We start from the raw sequence: 23,252 nt of genomic DNA, 5'->3' as shown, positions 1-23,252 counted from the left end.
ACATGAAGTATATTTATGCGTTGTATTATTAAGTAAGTTGCTTATAATTAACCATTAAGTCTACTTATTAGCTACTTTTATGACCGAAATCACTCAAATTGTTAATGCCTTAAAACGTCAACTAAAGGCACAAGGGATGACGTATCGGGATCTTGCCAAGGAGCTTGATATGTCTGAGGCGGGAGTGAAGCGATTGTTTGCCAGTGAGCGATTTACGCTGGAGCGATTGGCGCAAATCAGTCAGTTGCTTGGTTTTACGATGGCAGAAATAATGCAAGAAGCTTCGGCTTCAATCATGAAAATTAATATGCTGACTCATGATCAAGAAGCTCAATTAGTGAAGGATCCCAAGTTATTATTGATCACGGTTTGTATTTTGAATCACTGGTCTATTCAGGAAATTGAATCGACCTACGATCTATCTCAAAAAGAGATTTTTAAAAGGCTAATGGTATTAGATCGAATCGGTATGATTGAATTATTACCTGCCAATCGGATACGGCTTCGCGTCAAGCGTGATTTCGATTGGTTGCAAAAAGGCCCAATTCGCCAATTCTTTTTTAAACAAGGTATCAATGATTTTTTATCCGGTAATTATGATCAGCATAATGAGACCTTAGAGTTTGCGCACGCCATGTTGACCGAACCGGCAATTAACCAATTTCAAATTGAATTACGTCGCTTAAAAAACAAGCTGGCAAGTTTGCATGAAGAGTGTATTGATGCCCCATTAAGTAAGAAACGCGGCACTGGCTTGTTAGTGGCAATGAAGGAATGGGAATTTGATGCTTTTAAGCAGCTGCGTAAGTAGCACTTATTTAAATCTACAAATTATTTCTTCAGGCCTTTGTTCTATTGAATATTTCCAGTGCTGACTCTGCGCTGGCTACACTCACGCTGCATGGAAATAAATAGGCCACTCAGTGCAATGCCGTTTAGTTAAGCCAATAACAGCAATAACGTCATCCTCGCGCAGGCGGGGATCCAGTGTACGCAGTACCTTTAGCGTTCAATTTACGAGCTCCTGGATTCCCGTCTGCGCGGGAATGACGTTAATGGCGAAATGGTTATGCAACTTTTTACAGCTTAGCTGAACGAAATAGGCCACTTAGTGGCCTATTTATTCAAGCGTTAAGCTCACGGTTGCGTCGATTTATCAGCTCCTCCAATGGACCAAGATACTTCTTATAATGCTTCCAACGCGCCACAGAGCTTTTGTAGATCGGCTTCTGTACCTGCGCCTGGCTGGCAGTTTTCACGCGGCGTTTGTTTTTATGAAAATCAAGACACCGCTCATCCCATGGTAATCCTATGTAGTGCAGAATCCGCTTTGCCTGGGCTTCGGTATTCTCAACCAGATCTTCGTAGCGACAATCCAAAATCGTACCCGCAGGGAGCACGGTATGCCAGTGTTCCATCAAAGTGATATAGCGGTTGTAGTAATGACCCAGGGAATTGAGATCATAGGAAAAGGCGAGATTGTTTTTGCTAAATATGCGTGAATAGCAGGAGAAACACGAGTCCATCGGATCACGCATGGCATGAATAATTTTCGCGTTTGGGAACATCAGGTGGATCATTCCTATGTGCAAAAAATTGGCTGGCATTTTGTCCGTGATATGCGAGGAGTGCGGAGCCAATTCCCATACCTTGTCCAGATAGCTTTGTCCAAGTTGATGCCATTGCTCCAGAGAGAAATTCGCAATGGCATCGGGATAATGCAGATAATCTTCGCTGAGCGCGGCGTTCACAATCACTTCCTTCATGATCACCAACTCACCGGCGCCAAAGACACTAGGATGCGTCGAAAGTATTTGCTCCAAAAGTGAGGTTCCGGAACGCGGCATGCCGAGTATAAATATCGGCGTTCTTTCTGACGCAATATTTGATGTGGGCTGACGATTTGTCATGTCTGCTAAGGCGTCGGAACGATCGAAAAACACTTTGGTAAATAATTTCTTGATTCGATCGATGAAAGCAATTTCTTTCTCCTCATCCCACGTCACTGAGGAAAATTTCAATCGGTTTCCCTTCTCGTACGCAGAAAAAGATGCATCGAAGCGCCCCAAGTCTTCGTACATTTTGCCGATCGCAAACCAGAACCGTATCTGCGCTTCTGGTTTCAATTCATGCACGGTGGCCAATTGTTTTTCGAGCAGGGCGATTTGCGGGTCGTTTTCGCGATAGGTCTTTAAGGAGGCAATGCCGACGTACGGTTCGAGAAACTCCGGGTTGATGGACATCGCCTTTTCCAACGATAGTTTGGCCTCTTCGAGGCGGCCCGCCGTTTTTAATGCTATACCCAAATTATTATGCGCTTCCGCGTAGTCAGGGTTGAATTCCAAAGCCCGGTGATAGCAAACTTCGGCTTCGGGAATGCGGTCGAGCTCGCTCAGAGCATTGCCCAAATTGTAATGCACGTCCACATAGTCCGGCTTTAGCCGCAAGGCGTTGCGGTAGCTTTGTTCGGCTTCGGTTAATCGCTCCTGTTCTCTGAGGGCGATTCCAAGATGGTTGTGCGCTTCGGCATAATCTGGATTGATACGCAGCGCTTCGCGATAACTTATTTCCGCCTCTGGGTGGCGATTTTGCGCAAACAGGCAATTGCCCAGATTAAACCACGCTTCCGCAAATTCAGGCCGCAACTGCACCACCTGCACATACATGGTTTCGGCTTCGGATAAGTGCTTTTGATTGATTAGAAGATTGGCTAGATTGTAGATGGGCTGCCACGAATACGGGTTAATCTTGAGCGCCTGGCGATATAAAGACTCTGCCTGTTCTGTATTGCCCAGTTCCTGAAGCAGATTGGCTAGATTGGTGTGGTTTTGCGGATCGTTCGGATTGATTTCAGCGGCACGTCGTAAGTAGATTTCTCCCTCTTCTATTTTACCAAGGGAGTGCAGGACTACACCTAAACTGCTGAGCGCTTCCACAAAGTCTGGTTGTAAGGAGAGAGCAATCCTGTAGCTGGCTTGGGCAGCGTCGAAGTTTTCTGAAGCTTGATATACCTTGCCCAGATTGTAATGGGCTGCCATATAGCCAGGCTGAATCACCAATGCCTGCCGGTAGCTCGATTCGGCTTGGGATAATTTGCTTTGTTCCAAAAAGCTGTTCCCAAGGTTGTAATGCACGTCGGCGTCAGTCGGCAAGAATAAAGTCGCCTTGGTCAGCGCGGTAATCGCCTCTTCAGGGTTGCCTAACTTTTTATGTATTGCGCCCAGTGCTTTCCATGTGAAACCGTGTTGCGGAAATTGGTGCGTTAATTTATCCGCGCAGGCTTTGGCTTCAGCGTAGTGCTGCTGCGTAAACAGTGCCAGCAGATTGGCTATTTCGGCTTGGGAAGGCTCTTCTGTTTGATGTTGATTTGGGCTGTTCTGACGCGAGTGCATGGTGGCGCTCTTTCCGATTGCAAATGAGAAGTTGTGAACGTTGCGAGTACCAAGCATTGTACGGCGCGAACCATAAAAATCAGAATTTGAACTGCATAAGGCCGTCAAATTGTTGTAATTTGTGATCGATGTGATGTGGGCAACCGTATGCAAAGCGCGTACGTGAATGGTCGCTTAAGTCGAGCGGCAGCCGTTGATGTTTTTGGGCGGGGATTGGTCTTACTGTGCCTTTTACGAACGTGAGTTTTTTCACATAGTGGACGTTCAGCATTTGATATGAGGGGTGGACGCAACTGGGTGAAGTCCGCTGGAGAGCAGCCCCTCGATGGATCTGCTAAGCCTCTGGTTCGTGGCAAACCACTTCGACATTGTGCCCGTCCGGACCAATGACAAAAGCTGCATAGTAGTTCGCATGGTAGTGCTGGCGCAGACCAGGCGCACCATTGTCTTTGCCACCCGCCTCTAGGGCCGCTCGATAGAAAGCATCGACTTGCTGGCGATTTTCGGCCGTGAATGCTAAGTGAAGATGCGCCGGCTTTTCCTCGGTTTGGCACAGGCATAATGAAGTCTTACTCTTTGGGTTAATAAGCTCGACACCGTACGTTGGCACTCCCTCCGCGGCAACAGCTACGCCGAGCGATTCGAGTGCCTTGAGAAAGAACGTTTTGCTCGCTGCATAGTCGCTGACTCCGAATTTTACGTGGTCAAACATGAGTTCTCCTTAGGTGTTTATTGTTTGGATATGATTTATATTTTTCTGCGACTGACCGGTTGAATCCGTCGATTCCAAGTGAAAAACACTAACTCTAAAATTAAAAAATATCAAATTTCGCTCAAAACCACCAACTCAATAAAAGCCGTGCACAATAAAAAAACCCGCTAGTTTATTGCCAGCGGGTTTCCACAGATTATTTCATTATCTGTGACACTAATTTTTCACTTGCTTGGTACAGATTCCACCAGCCATCAGCGTTGACATGCTGGTGAAATTGTTGAGCAAGGTATACGACGTCAGTAGCTGATATTGACATCCTTAGAGTCAACGACGGTGGCTTTGGTGCAAGCCGTTTCGCTGTTTGAACCTGGTTGAATGCTCCAGCTCGGATTGCTGACGACTTTACCGCCGACATAGGCCTGAATGTTGGTGAACTTGATCGGGCCGCTGCTTGGGAATTGGCTGCAAGAACTGACGCCGTAGGTTTCCAGAGCACCAGCAAAAACCCAGTCAAAGGTCTGGCTATAGCCTTGGGTTTTCAGGGTAGCTGAAGCCAGTGAAGTGTTGGTTTCGTCGGTCGCGGTGATCGTCCAATTCTGGCCGCCCGTGTTGACCATGGTGCCGTAGATCAGATCACCCGGCTTCACAACGACATTGTTGCCGACGTACGTGGTACCCGATTTGCAGCAGTTCCATGAGGCAATGGTCCAATTGTTAGCGCCATAACCATCCCAGCCCAGTACTGGCTGCAGAATCGATACTACGTTCTGAGCGTCCTCGAGGCCCGGGAAAAAGTACAACGTTTGTCCAGACTCGGAGCTAGGATTAGGTGGCACTGTCATGTAAGCCGTCAACTCGTTGGTGCCAGAGCTGAGTGTTGCAGACACAAGCTGCAAGTAGCCGTTGTATACCTCTGGCAGACGTGTGTTTTTTGCAGTCGCCTCGATACGCGTGCCGTTATTTAGGAACCTTGGGTAAGCACATTGGGCAACCTGACGAAGCTTACCGTCAGCGCGCTTGATGCTACCGTCCACTTGAAGCTCCTCACTTTGGTCGATGTGCTGTACGCAGGAGGAATGAAAATAACCGTGTGGAGTTCTGACGTAATCGGCGGTCATCCCGGGTACCCGGGCGATTTCATCCGGCGCTACCTGTACCAGACTCTGGTTTTCCCCGGCGTGAACACTGACCATCGAGATGGTCGCTGCTGATGCCAGACATGAAATGACTAACGCTTTGATGAAGATATTTTTCATTTAAAAATTCCTTATTCAGAGCAAGTGAAATGCCGACACGACGTGGCAGCGTCACACAGGGCAGATTGATGGGGGGAGTTGCGAAATCAGGAAACTTAATATTTCTCCACAGAAAGGCAATGCCATTGATCAACTTTTCCAACGGAACGCAGTGCTGTGGCTCAAGGAGAATATGTACTGAGTAGCGGAGTGTCAAATTGTATTTGTTTGTCTAAGGTGTAATTAGCGTAACAAATGTAACGGAGGGGGACGGCAATCGCTCATTGTTGCAATGAGTCATGACTTGGGGATATTGTTCCAACGTTGAGTTTCATAGGGCGCTGAAGTTAATGTGACTGCCCATGTCGATTATTAATAGGTTATATAAAATTGCGCCAAAGTAATTTGCTTCCTTTTACATGACTTAGTGCAACTGGCTTATTTGTGCAAGCTTTGTTCCATGTCATCACGACGATAACTTTCTCTCCAGAAATCACATCTTATGCGCGTAGCGCTGCACCAAGGTATACCTTCCTTCGGGTATTTGCTGCGACTTAATCAGCGCGTATCCATCTACATGCCAATGTATACGCTGCTCTTGTTCGAGCGCGGGAAGGAGGGCGTCGGCAGCATGGCGTGCGAATGTAATATGAGGAAGGAAAGGCCGGGTTTCGATTGGGAGTGTGAGACGTCGTAACACCGGTTCTAACGATGCGTGTAACTCCAGTAAGTTGTCAGGCACCGAATCTGGTTTCAATACAGCTACTCCGTGTGCCCACATTTCAGGACGGCCAAAACTTAGATCAAATGGGTGAAAGGAAACTTTTAGCCCTTGCACCAGTTCTGGCAAACGGGAATTTGGCACATTCCCAATAAAGTGTAGCGTCAAGTGGAGAGATTCAGGCCGCATCAATGATGCACTTGAAGGCCATGAGCAGTCGTCACTCCAGCATTTCAATTTATTTTGAATAGTTGTTTCTGGCCAAAGAGCTAGAAATAATCGACTGGTGCTGTCAATGTTGCGTGGTGATTTTTCCATGTCAAACTCCGATTTATGTTCGACCTTAAGTAAACGGAAGTCGCCTTTGCTTGCTAATACGCGGTACCAGTTTCTGCTCAATATGAGTATAGTCAATTGCGAAAATTTGGCCAGATAAGTAGGTTTGCATGCGACGAAACCGATGGGTGTTTGTGGTACTGGAGAGCGGCGCTGTCTGTGTTGTATTTGCTTAGTATGCGGGGGCGTAATTAACAAGCTAGTCAGCGCGCGAGCAGCATCTTTCAACGTGCGGCAACAGCGGCATATCTTCCAAATAAAAATTTCCATCTGAGCGTGGAAGTTTAATCAGGGTCTGAATGCGACGGGCAGGTCCATAACATAACGCCATGCACCATCTTCCCCTTTTTTAGCAAGTTTGGAAGAGTAACCTCCAATATCGATTGCGTTGCCGGCGCTGTCGGAACCTTTAAATTGCCATTTGGCGTGAAGCATTGCCAAGTCATCACGCTGCACGCAAGAAAGATGCTCGGACGTCAGTTCTCCTCGCAAAGCAAGCAGTGTCTTCATCTGTTCTCGAATCTGCTCGCTCCCGTTTAGCACATGTCCGGAAGCGAGACAAAGCACAGCGCTCGACTCGTATAGCGCCATCATTCCATCGAGATCATCCGCGCGGAACAACTCATTGAAATGCTTATTCAAATTCTTCGGATCGGTAACCTTCATAAGTTATTCCTTTACGAATCAGTTTGGGAAGTCAGTTTATCAAAAGCGAGATTAGCAAGTTAACGCATTGTAGTAAATGTGGGATGGCGCATTATTTGGGTAAAGAGCGAACACAACCGAGCGCACAGGCTATCAATTTGCGACGAAGCACGTCGTCACCATAGGCACGGGAAGTAGCGCCAACAGTGACGCATCACGTGCGACATATGGCAGTATCCGATTAAAAACGTGTTTGAGAATTGGTGGATTGGCTAATACTAATCGGCGCTTTTACTTCATCGATTGCCATTGCGAAGTTGTTGTTTATTTGCGAGCCGTCGTGCCGGTGTCGTTTGTAGGCCAGATAGCTCCGAACAGCCATCTTTGGAATATTTCATATCTGTCCGTTTGGCGCCGACACCGGTCGCGGTCCGTTTATTTTGTGGCGCCAATGGGTCATCATGCGACCACCACCAAAGATAAAGCCCGCCCTAATGTCCATGAGGCCGCTTGTTATGGGGCTCTGCGATAGCTGGTTTGGGGGCTGCCGGTGGGTGACGAACCACGACAACTGATTCCTCCGGTTCGAACCAGAATTCACCGTGGGGGCCGTCGAGGCGGCCCGTAATCAGTTGAATCAGTCCATCCACTGAATTGACCTGGGTGATAGCTTCCCAAGAGTAGGTTGGGTGTTTGCCGCTGCCAAGTCCGTTGTAAATAATGTCGCCGATCCTGGCGTTGTCAGCGGCTACAGTGATCCTAGTTGTCATGCCAATTCACTCCTAAACCGTCCGCAGCGAAATTGCGGCCCTTGCTTAGATCATGCTCCCCTCCAATCATTCCCGCAACTATATTTCGATCCTTATCCAGCTAAGTTGACGCCACCACACAGCCCAATCTACTGTACTGCAGGCGATGTGGCTCTACGCGACGTCCATCGAACCCAATAATCTGCGTCGTGTACTTGAGTTATGAGAACGTATGTCGTGTAGTGATACACAATATGCTGTAATAGTGCGCCATCGCTTCCAGTTGTCAGTGAAAACTGCCGCGCCTCAATTGAAGGTACGTCTGGCCAACGAAAGGTGCATTGCTGATTATTGCACCAATAATCCCTACCCTGACTGAGCCGAATTACCAGCAACTCGGCATCACCGTTTAGGTATCAAACCGTAAGCCCGTGTAACTGGTCACCTGAGTTTACTTCGATCTTTACATGCGTTGAATTCTCGATAAGTTTCCAAGAAGAACTTGGTGCAAAGAGATTCAATTGGTATTTTCTTCCACTATTATCACCAATTTCACCCATGAAAGCATAATCTCCCGCCAGTTGCCGAAAACTCCCAACTCCCTGCTCAACCGGAGCCCAATCATCGGGGAGATGGTGCCGATCGGTCACGGTACATGCGGAAAGAATTATCGAAACGATGAAAGGAAAAGCATTACGAAAAAATAGAGCTATCCAAAGCCACATCGAGTGCTGCTCTAAAGGCATTGCATTATGATGAGAATTCGTCAATTTAATTTTCTTTCCTTTCATGTCGAAGTGGTTGCAAATGGCCAGAATTACGATAGGGGATGCCCGTTACCGAGCCCTCTGTTCAATACAGCTCCTGCAAGTGTTCATGCTGCCCACAGTGCAAGCGTCAAGCGAAAAACAGTAACTCTAAAATTAAAAAATAGTAACACTAGGCTCGAAACCTACTAATTCGAGTAAGTCGCATACAATAAAAAAACCGCCAGTTCATTCCTAGCGGGTTTCTATCGACTATTTCACTAACCGTGACACTATTATTCACTAACTTGGCACAGATTTCACTTATCGTGCCATCCGTCAAAATTGTAGGTTCTCAAAATAATCGATTTCTCTGTCCAACAAAATCAGGAACATAGGCAATATTTTTGAAAATATGGTTTCTCAATAATTGAGATTACTCTACAAATTATTCAGTTTATTAAATTAACTTGTGATTCATTAGTTCTGCCGTCTAGTTTGCCGAATCGGCTGCACTTAACAGTCACCAAAGCAGCGCCATCTTCGTTTCCTGAAACTTTAATTTCTCCGCGAATTTTCGACATTTTCTTTGCAAATTCGCCGCTAGGAAAATTTGCCGTGGCTTGAAAAAGTAGGTATAAAAATTAATATTAAAGAAACTTAATCGCGCAAACATTTTCCTTGACAACTGTTTCCGTGGAAAGTAATATTCGATTCAAGGAGGAACTGAAAATGACCGCAAACAAGAAACAAAAGCTGAAAGCTAGCAACTTGAAATCCCACCTCGGATTTTGGATGAGGTTGGTCTCGAATAATGTCTCGCAATCATTTGCACGCAAATTGGAAAAAATGGACGTGACAGTTGCCGAGTGGGTGGTCATCCGAGAAATGTACAGCGGTGACGATACGACATCACCAGGGGTAGTTTCTGAATTGACCGGATTGACTCGAGGCGCGGTTTCGAAACTCATCTCCAAACTTCTCGAAAAAAAATTGGTAACCAGAACCGAAGCGGTAGAAGACCGCCGGTATCAGGATATCCGGTTGACCGAGACGGCAATTGCCATGGTCCCTAAGCTGGCTAAATTGGCCGACGCCAATGATGAAGAATTTTTCGGTGTGCTGTCTACTGAAGAACGTGAAGCATTGGCAGCAGTACTTACGAAAATAGTGATACACAACCATTTGAAAAAATATCCCATTGATTAAGGAGTGAAAAATGAACAACGCAATTGAAAATCTTAAATCAGCGCAACAAAGGGCCATGGCTGGCAGACCAAAGGCCGGCGGCTTTCCTTATTTAGCAGAAACGCTTAGGAGTGCGGGCGTAAAACGCAACTGCTGGTTTCTGCCGTCGTGCCAAAGCTTTTACGTAACGGAACTTGGTCCCGTTGCTGTCCAAGGCACACCATTGATAGAAGGTATGGCGGACGTACCTCCCTTCAACCGGGAAGCCCTTATCACCGCACTGCGTATAGATCAGGCTGGCAAAAGCACCTTTTCAGAATTCCTGATCGCGAGTTGGAAAGCTGGGACCGTGAAATACGACGTCGACTTAATCGCTCGAACAGTCACTTACTATGGTGTAGACGGTGAGAGTTACGTTGAATCGTATCCGCTAGTTGACGTATAGGATCGTGATCCGACACGTTGTGCCAGCAACAGTAATTAATGTCCTGGGACCGCGCCTCGCTGGAAGTTCGCGGTTCATAAACGGAAAAAAACTATCATGATTGATCATATTGGAATTCGCACTGCAAACGCAGACAAACTGATTTTGTTCTATACCAATGTTCTAGCTACGCTGGGGATTGAAAAAAAGGCGGAAAATCCCGGCGGTGCTTGCTTCGTCACCACGGCCAAGGTTTGAAATGAAAGCACAGGCATTTACAAGGGAAGTCGAGTGCAGATTGCTGCCACTGGCAAACAGTGACCGCGCAGAAGCCATGAGCGCCTATCTACTTGGCCAGTTTAAGTTTTTGGGATTGCCTGCGCCGATCAGAAGGGCCGCTGTCAAAGACCTGATCAAAAGTCCATTTGACGATGCACAGAAATTGTTAGAAGCAGCGAGAATGCTTTGGGCAGGTGAGGAGCGAGAATATCGTTATACGGCAATTGATCTGCTCCGACATCAATCTCATCTGATTGGCCTGACAGATCTGCCCGCCATTCGCGATCTTCTATTGTGTGATCCTTGGTGGGAAACAGTAGATGGTCTCTCTGCAGTAATCAGCACCGTGCTCCATACTGAACATACAAATAAAGCGGCAATAAAATCCATCATGGACGAATGGATTGTGCACGAAAGTTTCTGGGTCAGACGATCTGCCATGCTGCATCAACTTGGCTGGCGATTGGATACCGACAAATCAAGGTTAAAGCGATATGCGTTGAAGCTCGGCCATGAGAAAGAATTCTTTATTCGGAAAGCAATTGGGTGGGCACTGAGAGACTATGCGCGTTGGGATCCTGAATTTGTCCGCGAATTTGTCATTAAGTATGGGGATCGTCTTTCCAGTTTGACGCTGCGTGAGAGTTCAAAACACTTAGATAGTTGATCCATTTAACATTTCAAACTGACTGGAACTCTCGGCCTGGCCACTCAATCCAGGGCAATTACACTCGAACCGCTTCGATTTTGAAAACATGCATGCCCGTCTGTCCGGGAACGCTATCGACATTAAATTTCACATTCCATTGATTACCTTCTGCGTCACGATATTGCCAAACGCCGGTTGTTACTGCTGCAGAACCACCGCTATCCAGAGCCATGCCGGTGTACGATTGCACGACGTGTTTTAGGATGTCACTGTCGGTCTTCTCCGAACGAAGTCGATAGCCAATTTCCCATTGCGTTGAGTCACCGCTGCTGCTGGCTATGCCGTCCATGCTGCCGGTTTCATGCGCAGACATCATGCCAATGCCCATGATTTCCTTGACGATATGGAATGCATCAGTACCCGGCAGATAAGCCCCTTCCGGAAGCCACTTGTATTCCATTTGTTGCGCAATCGCGTGAGCCTCCCCGTCACCCGCAATCAAGGACACCAGATGTAGTGCGCCGTCGATTCCGGCGGTCAGTCCGCCCGTTTCGATAAATTTTCCGTTATCTACCACGCGCTGGTCGCGTACCACTTGCAGCTCCGGATGTTTCTTGCGTAGTTCATCAATCCGACCTGCCGTAGTTGTGACTTTGAGCCCGGAGAGCAGTCCAGTATTAGCCAGCGTGAAAGCGCCATTGCAGACCGACATGACGTAAGTTGCATGCGCGCTCTGCTTTTTAATCCAAGCCAGTGTAGCCGGGTCCGATTGCACTTTATCAATCTGGCCGCCTGGTACTATCAGGATATCGGCCTGAGGAGCATTGGCGAAAGTGTAACTTGGCACGACTTTCATTGCGTCAGAGGGATTGATCGTTGCTTTGGTTGCGGCAACCGTGAAAATTTGCATACCATCCGTATCAAAGACCTCGAGCGGGCCGGCGTAATCGATGACGTCGACACCTTCAAACAACAAAATTGCAACCCGTTTGGGGGCAGCACCAGCGGCGTTGGTCGTAGCGATAGCACCGAACAAAATGGTTGCCAGGGTAAATAGACGTAATAGATAGCGATACAAGGTATTCATTAAATGCTCCAAAATTTTTATTAAGTGAAACGCTGCCATAAAAATATATTGCCGCGTCGCGCGAGGAATTGAGATAAGTACGCGGAAACAGTATCGAGGATGATTTTATTGGCAGCAATGACAATTAACATTCAATTCCAGCCAAAATATGTCTCAACCATATCAACGACTTAGTCAAAATAAATTTGTAAATTAATGATTGATGGCAGAAATTGAATGTTAATTGACATTTAGGCCAACTATGTTTCCGCTATGATTATTCTCAATCGCAACGCAAAGAAAGACATTGATATGACGAAGGCCGCTGACCGTTCGCCAAAATTGAAATTGGCGCCGCGCCGAATTGTGCTGATCGCCTACGACGATATGAATTTACTGGATCTGTGCGGGCCGCTGCAAGTATTCGCAACGGCCAACAGATACCTGGCATCAGAAAAGGTGACTGGGTATGAGACTATCGTTGTCTCCATCGAAGGTGGATTGATAACGACAAGCGCTGGTCTGCAATTTATGACTGTACCAGTCTCTTTTTTGAAAGGGTTGAGTATCGATACGCTTATCGCGCCCGGTGGATGCGCAGGCGAAGAATATTATGCGCCGCCGGCGTTGATTGCATGGGTCGCCAAACGGGCGTCATCGGTACGCCGTCTTTGTTCGGTCTGCACAGGCGCGTTTTTACTTGCGGCGGCCGGTCAGTTGACCGGAAAACGCGCAGCCACGCACTGGGCGTGGGTGGGAAGGTTAAAAAGACTCCATACGGATATCGACATCGATGCCGATAAGATATTTGTTCGTGACGGCAAAGTCTGGACTTCAGCAGGTGTGACCGCAGGTATCGATCTTACGTTGGCGTTGATTGAAGAGGATTTCGGTCACAAGATCGCAATAGACACGGCACGCCAGTTGGTGATGTTTGTGAAGCGTTCGGGAGGGCAATCGCAATTCAGCGTTACCCTGGCCACACAGACGACCGAAAGTGGGGACTTTGGCGAGCTGCATGCGTGGATCGCTGCGAATCTTCATGAGCCGCTGACTGTCGAGCGTTTAGCTGAACGCGCGAGCATGGCGCCGCGCACTTTTGCCCGCACCTATGTCAAGAAGCTGGGCCGCACTCCGGCGAAGACAGTTGAAATGATGCGCTTGGAAGTAGCATGTCGCGCATTAGAGGAAACCGACCTGCCGTTGAAAAATATTGCAGCCGCTGCAGGCTATGGCGACGAACAAACTTTGCGACGAGTATTCCATCGGCAACTCGGTGTTGGTCCAGCACAATATCGCTCGCGGTTTTCAGGGCATCAGGATGTGAATTTCTAAATTAATGCCAATGCGGCCCAGTGACTGGTTCACCGAAAATGGAACGGACTATCTATATCGTGCCGATTCCGAGCTTTTGTTGTAAACACTGATCAACTCCTAACCTGCGCATTGCCGCCATGGTTCTGTGCTGATGTTGCCATGCTAATCTCAGAGTGGTGTTTAACTGTGCGTAAACAGAAGCCGTCTTAGTATTGTTTATAAATCCAAGATTTATATTTAGACGCGTTTATTGGTGGAAGAGGGTGTTTATTTAATGGATTGGGCTGGTGGTGATGTCATGCCGGATTATGTTGATTGAAAAATTGGTGCATTACGCTTTCCGCTAATACGCCCTACGATTGCAAGTCATTTCACATTACGAGTTGAAATTTTTAGACACGTTTAATCCCGGCGCCGAACCTGGCCATCGCTTCAATAATTTCAGTTAAACCATGTCCATAAGGAGTTAGTTCGTATTCCGTCGTTGGCGGTATCGTGGGGTATGCGGTTCGGATCACCATGCCATGTTGTTCCAGCAATCGGAGTCGGGCGGCCAGAAGTCTGGGGCTTATGCCAACCAGACTGCGTTGCAATTCGGAATAGCGTTTTTTTCCCCCGATCAAATCACGTACGATCAAGGTGGTCCATTTGCCGTCTAAAATTTTTGCAGTGCGCTGCACCGGGCAGGTGGCGTCGCAATCAGTGGATTGCGAGAGATGCTTGTCTGCTTTCTTTTGAGTATTCATCACTTCCCTTTTGGTAACTACTTCACATTGGGAAGATAGTAATTTACATTGTGGTTCCGATCAATTAATTTGGAAATAATTTTATGTTTCGAATCACATTAAGAGTTATCGCCATCATACAAATGTTGTTGGGTCTGGCTTACCTGATAGTTCCAAATCTGTTTTTGCATCAACTGGGCCATAGTCAACCTGCTCCGGATCTGCTGTATCCGCTTGGCATGCTTGCTGCGCGCTTTCTGGCCTATGGTGCCGGATTTTGGATCATTAGCAGTGCCCCTGAAAAACACGTGCTTTGGATTCGGTTGATGGCACTGATCCAATTGATCGATCTGCTTGTCGGCGCGTTCTACACAGTCCAGGGTGTGGTGCCTGTGTCCCTGTCAGCATTTCCCATGGTGAATGCAGTCTGGATTGGCTTGTTGTGTTTTTATTGGAAACCGATACAAGAACCTGTGCTCCGGAGAGCGTAGATATGAGGCAGATGATTGGATATCTGCAGGTGATGCGTTTGATGCTGTTCACGTCGAATCTATTCAGTACATTATTTGAATTGACTTGGTACAAAACGATGTTGGAATCGTGGCTCGCACCGTTGATCACACCAGACGCGAAAATTTTGGAAGTGGGTTGCGCAGGAGGTGATTTGTCACGCTGGCTGGCCGACAAACAGATGCAGGTTTGGGCCGTGGATAGCTCTGCCGCTTCATTGGGAAAAGCCATGCACATCTCCGGGCAGGTGCACTTCGCACAGGCCGATGCGCATCACCTGCCGTTTCCAGATGGGTATTTTGATTTCGTGGTGGCCGCGTCGCTGATCAATGTGGTGGATGCGCCGGACGCAGTAATCGGCGAGATGCATCGGGTATGTCGTGACGGTGGCACAGTGGCCGTTTTGGTGCCCGATCAATTATTTACTGTTGCGGAAGCGGAAAAATTTCTTGAAACCGAGAGACTTACCGGATTTTCCAGAGCCGCATATTCAACCTGGAATCGCCTCGCCCGAAAAATGCATGCTGATGATGTGTATCGCTATTTTAATGAATGTGGCCTGGTTAATATTTCCTCGAACCGCTTGTTGGATGGTTTGGTGTTTGCGATGTATGGAAACAAATTGATCAACATTAATTCTTAAAAGCGTGATGAACGTTGGCTTTGTTGGCGTCATCAAATTATGAATTGAAGTAATGATGAAGGTAAAAAATGAATATGCAGCGCGGTTGGGCTGGAATGCATTATTCAAGTGCGCTAAATATATGAAAATCCGCATTTCATAAAGCATGAACCCGTCAATTTAAGACCGCGTCGGTTTAATGATTTGCAGCAGCAATTTATCATTTGCTGGCTGTGTGCGCTATGTATTGTTCGCCGCTTGTCTCCAACACGTCAAAATTAGAATGGTTAGCGAGCATTAGCTGATCAATAAATCAAATTGCAATCATGACTGCTTGGAATGGGTCTATCCCGTACAATTTCATTCTCTGCGGAAAAAGTTCATCGATTTGCACGTAGCAGGCATAGCTTCCGCTCGAATCGTTGGAATACTCAGGCAAACTAACGGACGCAACAATCTGCCTTGTACTTCCGTTAGTCTTGTCTTTGAATATAACGGTCTTTTTGATGGAGTAATTATCAACGGTTGTCATCGGGAATCTTATCTAATGATGCGCATTGAGACGGCTACGGTTGATAAATCCGGCATGTAAATATCAACGCATAGGCCACTACTTTACCTGCAGTTTGTTAGTAGCAGAAAATCTTTGTGCTGTTAGACGCTTGGATCGTTAATCGTGGCGGTCATGGTTTGCGCTGTCGTAATTTAAAAATCAAGCTGCTCTGCTTCAATACCCAGTGCCGCTGCTATTTTTTCGCGCGTGGATTTGCGTGAGGTTTTTTTAGCTTCCAGTTGAGCGTAGGCACTTTGTGTAACACCCATGCGTTGTGCGATTTCTGCTTGGGTCAGCTCTAAATATTCACGCCATGCACGCGCAGCAGAAATGTTTTTATCCATAGCGAGATTCACGACATGGTTAGGTATGGTGGCTTCTGATTTTGGCTTGCCAAGTTTCAGCGCTTGGTAATCCGCAAAAGGAATCACCGCATAAGCAGGATGTCCACTTGCATCGCGGAGAATTTGGACATGTTCAGTATGTGTTTTCATCGCGCTTCTTTACCTCTTGAATGGAAACGATGTGAATGACACCGTCAAAATTAAAAAATACCCGGTAACCGCCCACCCGTAAACGGTATTGATATTCATGATTAGTCAGCGATTTAACATTAATGCAGTTTGGCATTGCAGCTAGTTTGTCGCATTCACCGCGAACTTTCTTACTGTCCTGAGCTTGCAATTTACGTAATTGCTTGGCGGCTTTAGGTGTGTAGTTAACGGAGTTCATAAGCACATGTTATAAGTTATTAAGTAGTTTAACAAGCTAAATCTAATTATTTGTATAAGTCATGAAGTCCAAAATACAAGCAAATATTAACCGACACTCAGAAGCATAATTGCGAAGGTATTGCGAATGGGGACGCTAGCACCACTTATTTCTTTCTATCACCGGCAATTCCCATATGTGTAGATGCTCGCGATGTAGGTATCGGCGAACAAGGTGAAAAGAACGTAGAAATCGTTCAGCCTGTGTTTTTGGGTCACAAGGATATGCTTGTCACCCAAAAACCATATCTAGGTAAAGCAGTACCTGTCGTGGGGAAATTATGCATGCCATACGTGTTGATTCGACTAACTGCGTAATTGCTGATTATAGTGTTATTTTATTCAGAATTAACTGCCGGGAATCCGTATCCCCTCAAAGGTGACCGTTCAGGGCAATTTGCTCTTGATTTGGCAGGTGGATGGAGGATCGTCTTTTCACCTGATCAAGATCCGTTGCCAATGCATGATGATCAGTCCATTGATTGGTCTCAAATCACTATTATTAGTATCGAATTTATTGGAGACTACCATGACTGATTTGGCAGCCCCATTTGCGCCTGATTGGGTTTCACCGCCAGGCGATACGTTACTCGACATCCTTGAGGAGCGTGATTGGACTCAAGACGAGTTAGCGCAACGACTGGGCTATACCGCAAAACATGTAAACCAGCTCATAAAAGACAAAGTGCCGTTGACTGAAGATGCGGCGATTCGCTTGGAGCGAGTTGTAGGCAGCACAGTTGGTTTTTGGTTGGCGCGCGAGGCAAAGTATCGCGAACGATGCGTTCGCCTTCAAGCGGCCGAAAAATTCGCTGGTTGGATACGCTACCAATTAGAGAAATGCTGGCGCAATTGCAAAATACCGCATTGATGTCAAATCTAAACCTGCGCTGGTGGAATCCTGCCTACGTTTTTTTGGTATTGCTTCGCCAGACGAATGGCAGGGGAGATATGGGCAAATGCAAGCCGCATTCCGTCGTAGTCGGGAGGAACAAAGCGATGTGGGTGCGATCTCTGCTTGGCTGCGCATGGGCGAACAGGATGCAGAAAAACTGGATGGCGATAAATTCAATCGCACTAAGTATATTGCAGCACTAACGGAAATTCGCAAACTTACCGTACTTCCACCGGAGCAATTTGAACCACTTCTACGCGAATACTTCAAGTCTGCAGGTGTAGCCTTTGTCATTGTTCCAGCCATTCCCAAGGCACATGTCAGCGGTGTGGCGCGTTGGCTTAACCCGCATCGTCCACTCATTCAACTTTCGCTGTATGGGAAAACCAATGACAAATTTTGGTTCACATTATTCCATGAAGCTGCTCATGTATTACTTCATGGAAATGAGAAAAAATCAGTCTATCTGGATGATCCGACAAAAACGGGGAATGCTTCAGCAGCAGAGCGAGAAGCGAATGAATGGGCCGGACACTTTTTAATTCCGCAACAACACACACTTCAATTACCTGAACTACGTACGAAAGCTGCAGTGATTCATTTCGCAAATTCAATTGGGATACACCCCGGCATCGTCGTTGGGAGACTTCAGCATGACGGCATAATTGATCCTTCGTGGATGAATGATTTGCGTATGAGCTTCAGACTTAATGCTGCCAAATAAAATGATTAAGGCAAATTGGCACAAGGTGGAATTCTGCAAATCCTGCGTTGTTCGTATCAGGTAGGTCGTCAATTGACGCAACGTGTTGCGACGCATGGGACGGTAAAACAGCCTATAGGTAGACGTCAAAACGTTACCGTCTCAGTAGCAATGCGCTTGAGTAACACCCAAGCGCAAAGTTACATCAACAATCAAAAAACATAACTGGCGCGCACATAGTAAGCACAGCCAACGGGATCGGCAAAGCGCGGATCATACGCGGGCTAAGTGAACCCAGGCTTTAGTCGGCATCATTAAGAGTGTGGCCGCTGTCCGCCTTCAATTCATCCAGTGTTTTATAAGCGTCGGAGATTCTTTCGTCAATGAATTTGAGCCGTTCAGTCGCGTGACAAAATCCTGCCCGGAATAATATGCGTGAAATACGATCACTGCAAAGACCTTCCAGAGCAAGATGATCGAGTACTTCAAAAATGGCAGAGAAGTCGCTGATGATGTCACGAGCCTGCGTATAGGCGTCAATCGTGTCGACGGCGAGGTGAGTAAGAAGTGGCGGGCGTTGTTGAGTGTGTGTCTGCTGATCGATACCGGTCATGATGCGCTCCTGTCAGTTCGGTTTGACCGATACCCATCCACGGAGGGTGGGTGGAAAATAGCAGGGTGAGAACTGGTACTACAACCAGAACCAGCAGCCCGAAGGCTCCTGCTAATCACCACTCGTTGTGCTTTGTTTCCATCATCATCTACTACCTTATCTAATGCCAGAACAGGGTCGGCTAATAAGCCAAGTCCAAGAATGATGTTGCTGGAAATGCGTGCGTGTTTGGAATGCGATTGGGTTGCTGGTTTCATTTTGATGTTTCCTAATATCTATTTTTTATAAAAATACATGTTCAAAATAATTAAAAATGGATCACCATTGAGTTAAGTAATCCAATCAGCATTGCTTGCCGCTATCGGATAGGCGAAATGAATTTCCTTTATTGATATTTCCGCTACAAAACTATGCTGAAAGTAGTACAGGGGTCATTTTAGCTTAAAATATATTGAAATTAAACCACAAAGGATAAATATATCTTATTTGGTTGATATGGGGCACTACTGCATATCGCAGAATGTACGGATGCCTACCATTGAAGAAAAAGTATCGTTTTCAAAGCGATTAGACGCGTCGTTACGACGCAGCCCAGAACCCGTCAAGGGAGCGACTGAACTTGCCTTACGATTTAATTTGCGTTACGTGGGAGATGCGGTATCAGCTCAGACAGCGCATAAATGGCTCACAGGGCGTGCGATTCCTACTCATGATAAGTTGGCGACTATCGCTAAATGGTTAAACGTGGATGAGCACTGGTTGCACTATGGAGCATCACCTGCCGGAACAAATGTGAGGAAACATGCTGCGCCAGCCATGAATGACGTTATAACGCCAGAGGTGATTACGTTGGCACAGAGAATTTTATTATTACCGCCGCATCAACGGTATTTGATTGAAGACCTGATTGCACAATTACGCCAAGAGTAATTCGTAACCTGTAATAACTTGCAATAGGTAGGGTAATGTAATGGACGCTTTCCTCTCTTTTAAGTAGCAATTAAAACTCTACTTTGGCACATTACGATGCCGTTTTGGGAGGAAGGCGTCCATTACATTACCCTACCTCGTTGGAAGCTTGTGCTCATAATATATTCTGTTTAGCCCATCTTCTTTTGTTTGTTTTCTAAAAGCTGCATATACTTTAATTCAATTTTTAATTTTGTGCATGCGGACTGTTTTACTTTTCGATCAACGGGGAACCTTTGAAAATGTTCAATTGTTAATCGACGCAGCAGGATTAAAGGAAATATATTATTTTTGGCTTCTTTAATAATTGCATCTATTTCCTCGAGTGGAAATCGTTCAAAGTGATCTAATTTGATCGCATAGTCAATCATATTAACTGAGAGGCCAGAATACTGGTTCCTAATTTCCTCATATAGGGGCGCCAATGAAGCCACTCCGACTGCGGAAGATACTCGCCGTATTACAACTGTCGAAAATGCTTCGATCAAGAATGCGATAAATTGTTCTGCCTTTGGTTTTAACGATATTTCAGTTTCTTTTGCTGTGACGTTTCCTAACCAATCATCGAATAGTGTAATTAGTCCTTCTTGATTTTCCTCAGCAAACTGAAAAAATTTTGTCATTGTTCGCAAACCAAGTTGATAACATTGATCAGCAATTTCTTTCTTTATATTTCCGTCTAACGAACTTGGGAAATTCTTTAGCAATTGGCCAAGTACTTGTATAGTTTTAAGTGCTACATTTAGTTTTAAAGCGTCATCTACATCTTCATTTTGTTTTTGTAGTGAGCCATTCACGTGATCAAATTCATCGAGGCGTTGATTTATTTCAGCGCGTGAATGAGATGTTTTTCGATCGAGTAAAATGGATTTTGGAAGGTCAGCGTGCATTTTGTTGATGAATTTAATATGCTCGTCAAAATCACACGCAGCTACTCCCACATAAATGCTTTTGGCGTTTCTAAGCATTACGTCTATGATGGACTGGTCTTTATTTGACAGATACGCTAAGAACATTAGTATGTTCGCGTATTCTTCACGGTAAATTTCCCCACCTAGTAAACTCAGCCGTGCCTGCCCCGTTTCTGTGCGTAGCCGATCACTTAAGAAGCGAGCCGCAAAATAGTAGTAGCAATATTTGTAGCGAAACCAATATTTTTGATCATGTTCAATAAGGATATTCGCATCTAATAATGGTTTTTCAATTTTTTCCAATCGAATCGTCTGCTTGGAAAATTCACAAAATTCTTTGTGAATTTCACTAATCTCTTCTTTGGTTACAAAACGTGTTTTTCTTTGAAACATTGATTCAGCCAACATGCCAAGAAATGTGTATGCCGTATCAAGATCAATTTTTGTATTTGCATTTGTAATTGCCGAAGTAATTAGTAGTTCATATAAATACCCGTGTGCGCCGTTGTAAGTGTTTAAGTTTGTACTTGCTTCAAGTTGCTGCAATATTATTAGAATAAAAATAGGATATGACGGAAGTAAATTTTTCCCCAATAGTCCATCAACTGTCCGCTTGGTATTCACAACCATTTTCTCAAGCTCCAGTTCGTTAACGGTATATTCTTTACCGATCAAGTACCAACGCTCGATTAATTGTTCCCGCAATTGATTGCCAAATGGTTTCACTTCATATTGAGAAAAATGAGCGAAATCGTTTTTAGTTGCCGCATTTGCTAATTCATCAACGAACGATAATGCATGCGAAAATAAGATTATTTTGCCGAATTGATTTTCGATATGTTCGATGAATCTCCCCAAACCTTTTTGATTAAATGGACTGAGGTGAAGGTCATCTAGAAGCAGCACCTTCTTTTCGATCGGTAGTTGTAGAAAAGTTTCTTGTAAATCAGGCGAATATTGATCTGAAATTGCTTCAAAAAGACGATTTCGAAAATGGGTGTCTTCAATGTCCCGATCTTTTAGCATGCTGGCCCGCATAAAAATTGGAATCAAACCACTCTCGTGATAGGACATATATAAATATTTTGCAAAAGAAGTTTTCCCGGATTGTTCTTCTCCGATAATTAAGATTCGATTTTTATTGGCGCTACTTTTCGTGAAATTTGCCATCGGAACGGCAGGTATTACTAGATCTTTACTTTCGTCTAGTCGTGATATTTCATCCAAATAACCTGGAACGAATATATCTTGGAATTCTAATTTCCCCTTTCTTGAATTTGTGAAGCCTGCACCTGGATCCGCCAAAAATCGATCAATATATGAGGAGTTAATCTCGAATTCGTTGCGAACGCGATTTTTGTTTCTTTGAAACTCGATCCAATCTGGATTATTGGTGTTAGCTCTATAGAGTCCTTCGCTGAGATTGAAAACGAAAGTTTTGATTAATTTACGTTCAATATCAAGCACAAATGCATTGAATCCACTTTCAGACGGATTTTTATGATTCTGAAGAACAGCCCCTTCAAAGTACGTAGAGTTTGTTTTGGAAAGCAAGTCTGTTTTATTGTAGTGTCCAGGCACATGTTCATGGCCTGATAAGATTAGATCGGACGTAGACTCGACGTGTTTGCGAAATTCCCGGGCATTATTTGATTCAAGCCAATTGTAGGGATGATGAAAACATGAAATTACAATTTCCGCTGCCGATTCGATAGATGGTAATTGGGATATTGGAAAGAATAGGTCACCTTGAGTTTCTGTAATAGATGAACTTATTGCGGTGTTGTAGTTATGTATGTTGATTTTGTCGTTTCCCAAATAAATGGTACTAGCACTGTAATAATGTCTATCAATGCTATGCTTGGGATGACATTCGTCAACAAATTTTCTAAAATTTTTCTGAGGTTTTAATAGGCACTCGAGAATTTCATCGTCAATTGATGGAACCGAATGCTTCTTTTGCATTTCAAGTAATTCGCTTCGAATTTTACTTGGATTTGAAAAGTCACAATCATGATTTCCAGGAGAAAAGCACCAGGTGATATTTTTAAAATTTTGAAGTTCACGAATACGTGCTTCTAGTGCTTTAAAAAAAATTGAAGCTTTAATATATTCATTTTCATTACCGGTATTTGCAATGTCCCCGGTAACAAGAATACTCAAGTCCTCTGCATTGGGTTCGATAGTTTTTACGGCATTTGAGATTAATTGGAGTTGATTTTCTATTGGATTATCACTTTGTTTGAAGTGAATATCGCTCAAGTGCAAAATGACTATTTTCATTCTATTCATCCGTTTGAATTATGAAATACAAATTAATTGCGCAATTTCCAATATCCCCAAAAATCATATAAGAATGTTGGCTAATTAAATTCTCTTTATTTGGGACAACCCTTTTATGTAGTGTTTTTTATAGATCGAATTCAACTGGAAGTTATCGCTTATCGATAAGAAAAAACCGCCAGTTTCCTAGCGGTTTTCCAGCGATTATTTCACTAACCGTGACACTATTTTTTCAT

At 45.2% G+C, this 23,252-nt stretch carries 24 protein-coding genes; 11 read left to right on the top strand and 13 right to left on the bottom strand.

All coding sequences use genetic code 11. The features are described from left to right. Nucleotides 1–79 precede the first annotated feature (79 nt). Nucleotides 80–811: a helix-turn-helix domain-containing protein gene (locus S2091_RS06145; RefSeq protein WP_105530921.1), complete on the top strand. Its 732-nt coding sequence runs from the start codon at nucleotides 80–82 to the stop codon at nucleotides 809–811. A gap of 313 nt (nucleotides 812–1,124) precedes the next feature. Here S2091_RS06145 and S2091_RS06140 read toward each other — a convergent pair whose 3' ends face one another. From S2091_RS06140 to S2091_RS06110, 6 genes are all read right to left on the bottom strand, one after another. Next, the gene (locus S2091_RS06140) at nucleotides 1,125–3,392 is read right to left on the bottom strand and encodes a tetratricopeptide repeat-containing sulfotransferase family protein (protein WP_165794926.1); all 2,268 of its coding nucleotides are present in this window, start codon (nucleotides 3,390–3,392) and stop codon (nucleotides 1,125–1,127) included. 334 nt (nucleotides 3,393–3,726) lie between these two features. Beyond that, a complete protein-coding gene (locus S2091_RS06135; protein ID WP_105530919.1) occupies nucleotides 3,727–4,104 on the bottom strand; it encodes a VOC family protein in 378 nt (125 codons plus the stop codon). A 299-nt stretch (nucleotides 4,105–4,403) separates the two neighbouring features. After that, nucleotides 4,404–5,300 (bottom strand): hypothetical protein, encoded by an 897-nt coding sequence (locus S2091_RS06130; RefSeq protein ID WP_133166871.1) that lies wholly within the window; start codon nucleotides 5,298–5,300, stop codon nucleotides 4,404–4,406. Nucleotides 5,301–5,835: 535 nt separating this feature from the next. After that, nucleotides 5,836–6,381, bottom strand: a complete 546-nt coding sequence (thpR, locus tag S2091_RS06125) for an RNA 2',3'-cyclic phosphodiesterase (protein ID WP_165794925.1) — start codon at nucleotides 6,379–6,381, stop codon at nucleotides 5,836–5,838. 306 nt (nucleotides 6,382–6,687) lie between these two features. Next, nucleotides 6,688–7,065 (bottom strand): YybH family protein, encoded by a 378-nt coding sequence (locus tag S2091_RS06120; protein WP_105530916.1) that lies wholly within the window; start codon nucleotides 7,063–7,065, stop codon nucleotides 6,688–6,690. 1,144 nt (nucleotides 7,066–8,209) lie between these two features. Next, complete coding sequence (locus S2091_RS06110) at nucleotides 8,210–8,584, bottom strand: hypothetical protein (protein ID WP_105530914.1); 375 nt, start codon at nucleotides 8,582–8,584, stop codon at nucleotides 8,210–8,212. Between the two features lie 687 nt (nucleotides 8,585–9,271). Here S2091_RS06110 and S2091_RS06105 point away from each other — a divergent pair. The 4 genes from S2091_RS06105 (at nucleotide 9,272) to S2091_RS06095 (ending at nucleotide 11,097) form a co-directional block, all read left to right on the top strand. Further along, the gene (locus S2091_RS06105) at nucleotides 9,272–9,748 is read left to right on the top strand and encodes a MarR family winged helix-turn-helix transcriptional regulator (RefSeq protein WP_207769642.1); all 477 of its coding nucleotides are present in this window, start codon (nucleotides 9,272–9,274) and stop codon (nucleotides 9,746–9,748) included. A 10-nt stretch (nucleotides 9,749–9,758) separates the two neighbouring features. Continuing rightward, on the top strand, nucleotides 9,759–10,172 hold the full coding sequence (locus S2091_RS06100) for a DUF1398 domain-containing protein (protein ID WP_105530913.1): 414 nt from the start codon (nucleotides 9,759–9,761) through the stop codon (nucleotides 10,170–10,172). A gap of 96 nt (nucleotides 10,173–10,268) precedes the next feature. After that, complete coding sequence (locus tag S2091_RS23980; RefSeq protein ID WP_165794924.1) at nucleotides 10,269–10,409, top strand: VOC family protein; 141 nt, start codon at nucleotides 10,269–10,271, stop codon at nucleotides 10,407–10,409. A gap of 1 nt (nucleotide 10,410) precedes the next feature. Further along, nucleotides 10,411–11,097 carry a DNA alkylation repair protein gene (locus S2091_RS06095; protein WP_105530912.1) on the top strand — a complete coding sequence of 229 codons (687 nt, stop codon included), beginning with the start codon at nucleotides 10,411–10,413 and terminating at the stop codon, nucleotides 11,095–11,097. A 58-nt stretch (nucleotides 11,098–11,155) separates the two neighbouring features. On the opposite strand, the gene S2091_RS06090 is transcribed toward S2091_RS06095, so the two are convergent. Beyond that, on the bottom strand, nucleotides 11,156–12,166 hold the full coding sequence (locus tag S2091_RS06090) for a DJ-1/PfpI family protein (RefSeq protein ID WP_165794923.1): 1,011 nt from the start codon (nucleotides 12,164–12,166) through the stop codon (nucleotides 11,156–11,158). Between the two features lie 291 nt (nucleotides 12,167–12,457). Between S2091_RS06090 and S2091_RS06085 the strand changes: the two genes are divergently transcribed. Next, nucleotides 12,458–13,480: a GlxA family transcriptional regulator gene (locus S2091_RS06085; protein WP_105531037.1), complete on the top strand. Its 1,023-nt coding sequence runs from the start codon at nucleotides 12,458–12,460 to the stop codon at nucleotides 13,478–13,480. A 374-nt stretch (nucleotides 13,481–13,854) separates the two neighbouring features. Here S2091_RS06085 and S2091_RS06080 read toward each other — a convergent pair whose 3' ends face one another. Then, nucleotides 13,855–14,208: a winged helix-turn-helix transcriptional regulator gene (locus S2091_RS06080; RefSeq protein ID WP_105530910.1), complete on the bottom strand. Its 354-nt coding sequence runs from the start codon at nucleotides 14,206–14,208 to the stop codon at nucleotides 13,855–13,857. Between the two features lie 83 nt (nucleotides 14,209–14,291). Here S2091_RS06080 and S2091_RS06075 point away from each other — a divergent pair, with 83 nt between their 5' ends. Both S2091_RS06075 and S2091_RS06070 read left to right on the top strand, forming a co-directional pair. After that, the gene (locus S2091_RS06075; RefSeq protein ID WP_105530909.1) at nucleotides 14,292–14,678 is read left to right on the top strand and encodes a hypothetical protein; all 387 of its coding nucleotides are present in this window, start codon (nucleotides 14,292–14,294) and stop codon (nucleotides 14,676–14,678) included. A 2-nt stretch (nucleotides 14,679–14,680) separates the two neighbouring features. Beyond that, nucleotides 14,681–15,340: a class I SAM-dependent methyltransferase gene (locus S2091_RS06070; protein WP_105530908.1), complete on the top strand. Its 660-nt coding sequence runs from the start codon at nucleotides 14,681–14,683 to the stop codon at nucleotides 15,338–15,340. Between the two features lie 684 nt (nucleotides 15,341–16,024). Here the strand turns inward: S2091_RS06070 and S2091_RS06060 are convergent. After that, on the bottom strand, nucleotides 16,025–16,366 hold the full coding sequence (locus S2091_RS06060; protein ID WP_105530906.1) for a helix-turn-helix domain-containing protein: 342 nt from the start codon (nucleotides 16,364–16,366) through the stop codon (nucleotides 16,025–16,027). Beyond that, on the bottom strand, nucleotides 16,350–16,604 hold the full coding sequence (locus S2091_RS06055; RefSeq protein WP_105530905.1) for a type II toxin-antitoxin system RelE family toxin: 255 nt from the start codon (nucleotides 16,602–16,604) through the stop codon (nucleotides 16,350–16,352). The genes S2091_RS06060 and S2091_RS06055 overlap by 17 nt, the downstream gene beginning before the upstream one ends. Nucleotides 16,605–17,171: 567 nt before the next feature. On the opposite strand from S2091_RS06055, the gene S2091_RS24265 reads away from it, so the two are divergent. Both S2091_RS24265 and S2091_RS24260 read left to right on the top strand, forming a co-directional pair. Then, entirely contained in the window at nucleotides 17,172–17,513 is a 342-nt protein-coding gene (locus S2091_RS24265; RefSeq protein ID WP_207769641.1) for a helix-turn-helix transcriptional regulator, read from the top strand. Nucleotides 17,514–17,601: 88 nt separating this feature from the next. Then, a complete protein-coding gene (locus S2091_RS24260) occupies nucleotides 17,602–18,261 on the top strand; it encodes an ImmA/IrrE family metallo-endopeptidase (protein WP_207769640.1) in 660 nt (219 codons plus the stop codon). A 280-nt stretch (nucleotides 18,262–18,541) separates the two neighbouring features. Here S2091_RS24260 and S2091_RS06040 read toward each other — a convergent pair whose 3' ends face one another. Then, entirely contained in the window at nucleotides 18,542–18,853 is a 312-nt protein-coding gene (locus S2091_RS06040; RefSeq protein ID WP_105530904.1) for a hypothetical protein, read from the bottom strand. Beyond that, nucleotides 18,850–19,110 carry a hypothetical protein gene (locus tag S2091_RS23820; protein WP_133166870.1) on the bottom strand — a complete coding sequence of 87 codons (261 nt, stop codon included), beginning with the start codon at nucleotides 19,108–19,110 and terminating at the stop codon, nucleotides 18,850–18,852. Before S2091_RS23820 ends, S2091_RS06040 begins: the two co-directional genes overlap by 4 nt. A 271-nt stretch (nucleotides 19,111–19,381) precedes the next feature. Here S2091_RS23820 and S2091_RS06035 point away from each other — a divergent pair, with 271 nt between their 5' ends. Continuing rightward, complete coding sequence (locus S2091_RS06035) at nucleotides 19,382–19,783, top strand: helix-turn-helix domain-containing protein (protein ID WP_105530903.1); 402 nt, start codon at nucleotides 19,382–19,384, stop codon at nucleotides 19,781–19,783. 170 nt (nucleotides 19,784–19,953) lie between these two features. On the opposite strand, the gene S2091_RS06030 is transcribed toward S2091_RS06035, so the two are convergent. Further along, nucleotides 19,954–23,016 carry an STAND family AAA ATPase gene (locus S2091_RS06030; protein ID WP_165794922.1) on the bottom strand — a complete coding sequence of 1,021 codons (3,063 nt, stop codon included), beginning with the start codon at nucleotides 23,014–23,016 and terminating at the stop codon, nucleotides 19,954–19,956. Between the last annotated feature and the right edge of the window lie 236 nt (nucleotides 23,017–23,252).

The organism is Solimicrobium silvestre (genome assembly GCF_002976435.1).
GTDB classification, from domain to species: domain Bacteria; phylum Pseudomonadota; class Gammaproteobacteria; order Burkholderiales; family Burkholderiaceae_D; genus Solimicrobium; species Solimicrobium silvestre.
This window is presented reverse-complemented; position numbering and strand designations above follow the sequence as displayed.

Excerpts from the sequence above, each read along its gene's own strand:
- S2091_RS06145 (WP_105530921.1), top strand. The coding sequence starts at position 80 with ATGACCGAAATCACTCAAATTGTTAATGCCTTAAAACGTCAACTAAAG.
- S2091_RS06140 (WP_165794926.1), bottom strand. The coding sequence starts at position 3,392 with ATGCACTCGCGTCAGAACAGCCCAAATCAACATCAAACAGAAGAGCCT.
- S2091_RS06135 (WP_105530919.1), bottom strand. The coding sequence starts at position 4,104 with ATGTTTGACCACGTAAAATTCGGAGTCAGCGACTATGCAGCGAGCAAA.
- S2091_RS06130 (WP_133166871.1), bottom strand. The coding sequence starts at position 5,300 with ATGGTCAGTGTTCACGCCGGGGAAAACCAGAGTCTGGTACAGGTAGCG.
- thpR (WP_165794925.1), bottom strand. The coding sequence starts at position 6,381 with ATGGAAAAATCACCACGCAACATTGACAGCACCAGTCGATTATTTCTA.
- S2091_RS06120 (WP_105530916.1), bottom strand. The coding sequence starts at position 7,065 with ATGAAGGTTACCGATCCGAAGAATTTGAATAAGCATTTCAATGAGTTG.
- S2091_RS06110 (WP_105530914.1), bottom strand. The coding sequence starts at position 8,584 with ATGAAAGGAAAGAAAATTAAATTGACGAATTCTCATCATAATGCAATG.
- S2091_RS06105 (WP_207769642.1), top strand. The coding sequence starts at position 9,272 with ATGACCGCAAACAAGAAACAAAAGCTGAAAGCTAGCAACTTGAAATCC.
- S2091_RS06100 (WP_105530913.1), top strand. The coding sequence starts at position 9,759 with ATGAACAACGCAATTGAAAATCTTAAATCAGCGCAACAAAGGGCCATG.
- S2091_RS23980 (WP_165794924.1), top strand. The coding sequence starts at position 10,269 with ATGATTGATCATATTGGAATTCGCACTGCAAACGCAGACAAACTGATT.
- S2091_RS06095 (WP_105530912.1), top strand. The coding sequence starts at position 10,411 with ATGAAAGCACAGGCATTTACAAGGGAAGTCGAGTGCAGATTGCTGCCA.
- S2091_RS06090 (WP_165794923.1), bottom strand. The coding sequence starts at position 12,166 with ATGAATACCTTGTATCGCTATCTATTACGTCTATTTACCCTGGCAACC.
- S2091_RS06085 (WP_105531037.1), top strand. The coding sequence starts at position 12,458 with ATGACGAAGGCCGCTGACCGTTCGCCAAAATTGAAATTGGCGCCGCGC.
- S2091_RS06080 (WP_105530910.1), bottom strand. The coding sequence starts at position 14,208 with ATGAATACTCAAAAGAAAGCAGACAAGCATCTCTCGCAATCCACTGAT.
- S2091_RS06075 (WP_105530909.1), top strand. The coding sequence starts at position 14,292 with ATGTTTCGAATCACATTAAGAGTTATCGCCATCATACAAATGTTGTTG.
- S2091_RS06070 (WP_105530908.1), top strand. The coding sequence starts at position 14,681 with ATGAGGCAGATGATTGGATATCTGCAGGTGATGCGTTTGATGCTGTTC.
- S2091_RS06060 (WP_105530906.1), bottom strand. The coding sequence starts at position 16,366 with ATGAAAACACATACTGAACATGTCCAAATTCTCCGCGATGCAAGTGGA.
- S2091_RS06055 (WP_105530905.1), bottom strand. The coding sequence starts at position 16,604 with ATGAACTCCGTTAACTACACACCTAAAGCCGCCAAGCAATTACGTAAA.
- S2091_RS24265 (WP_207769641.1), top strand. The coding sequence starts at position 17,172 with ATGACTGATTTGGCAGCCCCATTTGCGCCTGATTGGGTTTCACCGCCA.
- S2091_RS24260 (WP_207769640.1), top strand. The coding sequence starts at position 17,602 with ATGCAAGCCGCATTCCGTCGTAGTCGGGAGGAACAAAGCGATGTGGGT.
- S2091_RS06040 (WP_105530904.1), bottom strand. The coding sequence starts at position 18,853 with ATGACCGGTATCGATCAGCAGACACACACTCAACAACGCCCGCCACTT.
- S2091_RS23820 (WP_133166870.1), bottom strand. The coding sequence starts at position 19,110 with ATGAAACCAGCAACCCAATCGCATTCCAAACACGCACGCATTTCCAGC.
- S2091_RS06035 (WP_105530903.1), top strand. The coding sequence starts at position 19,382 with ATGCCTACCATTGAAGAAAAAGTATCGTTTTCAAAGCGATTAGACGCG.
- S2091_RS06030 (WP_165794922.1), bottom strand. The coding sequence starts at position 23,016 with ATGAAAATAGTCATTTTGCACTTGAGCGATATTCACTTCAAACAAAGT.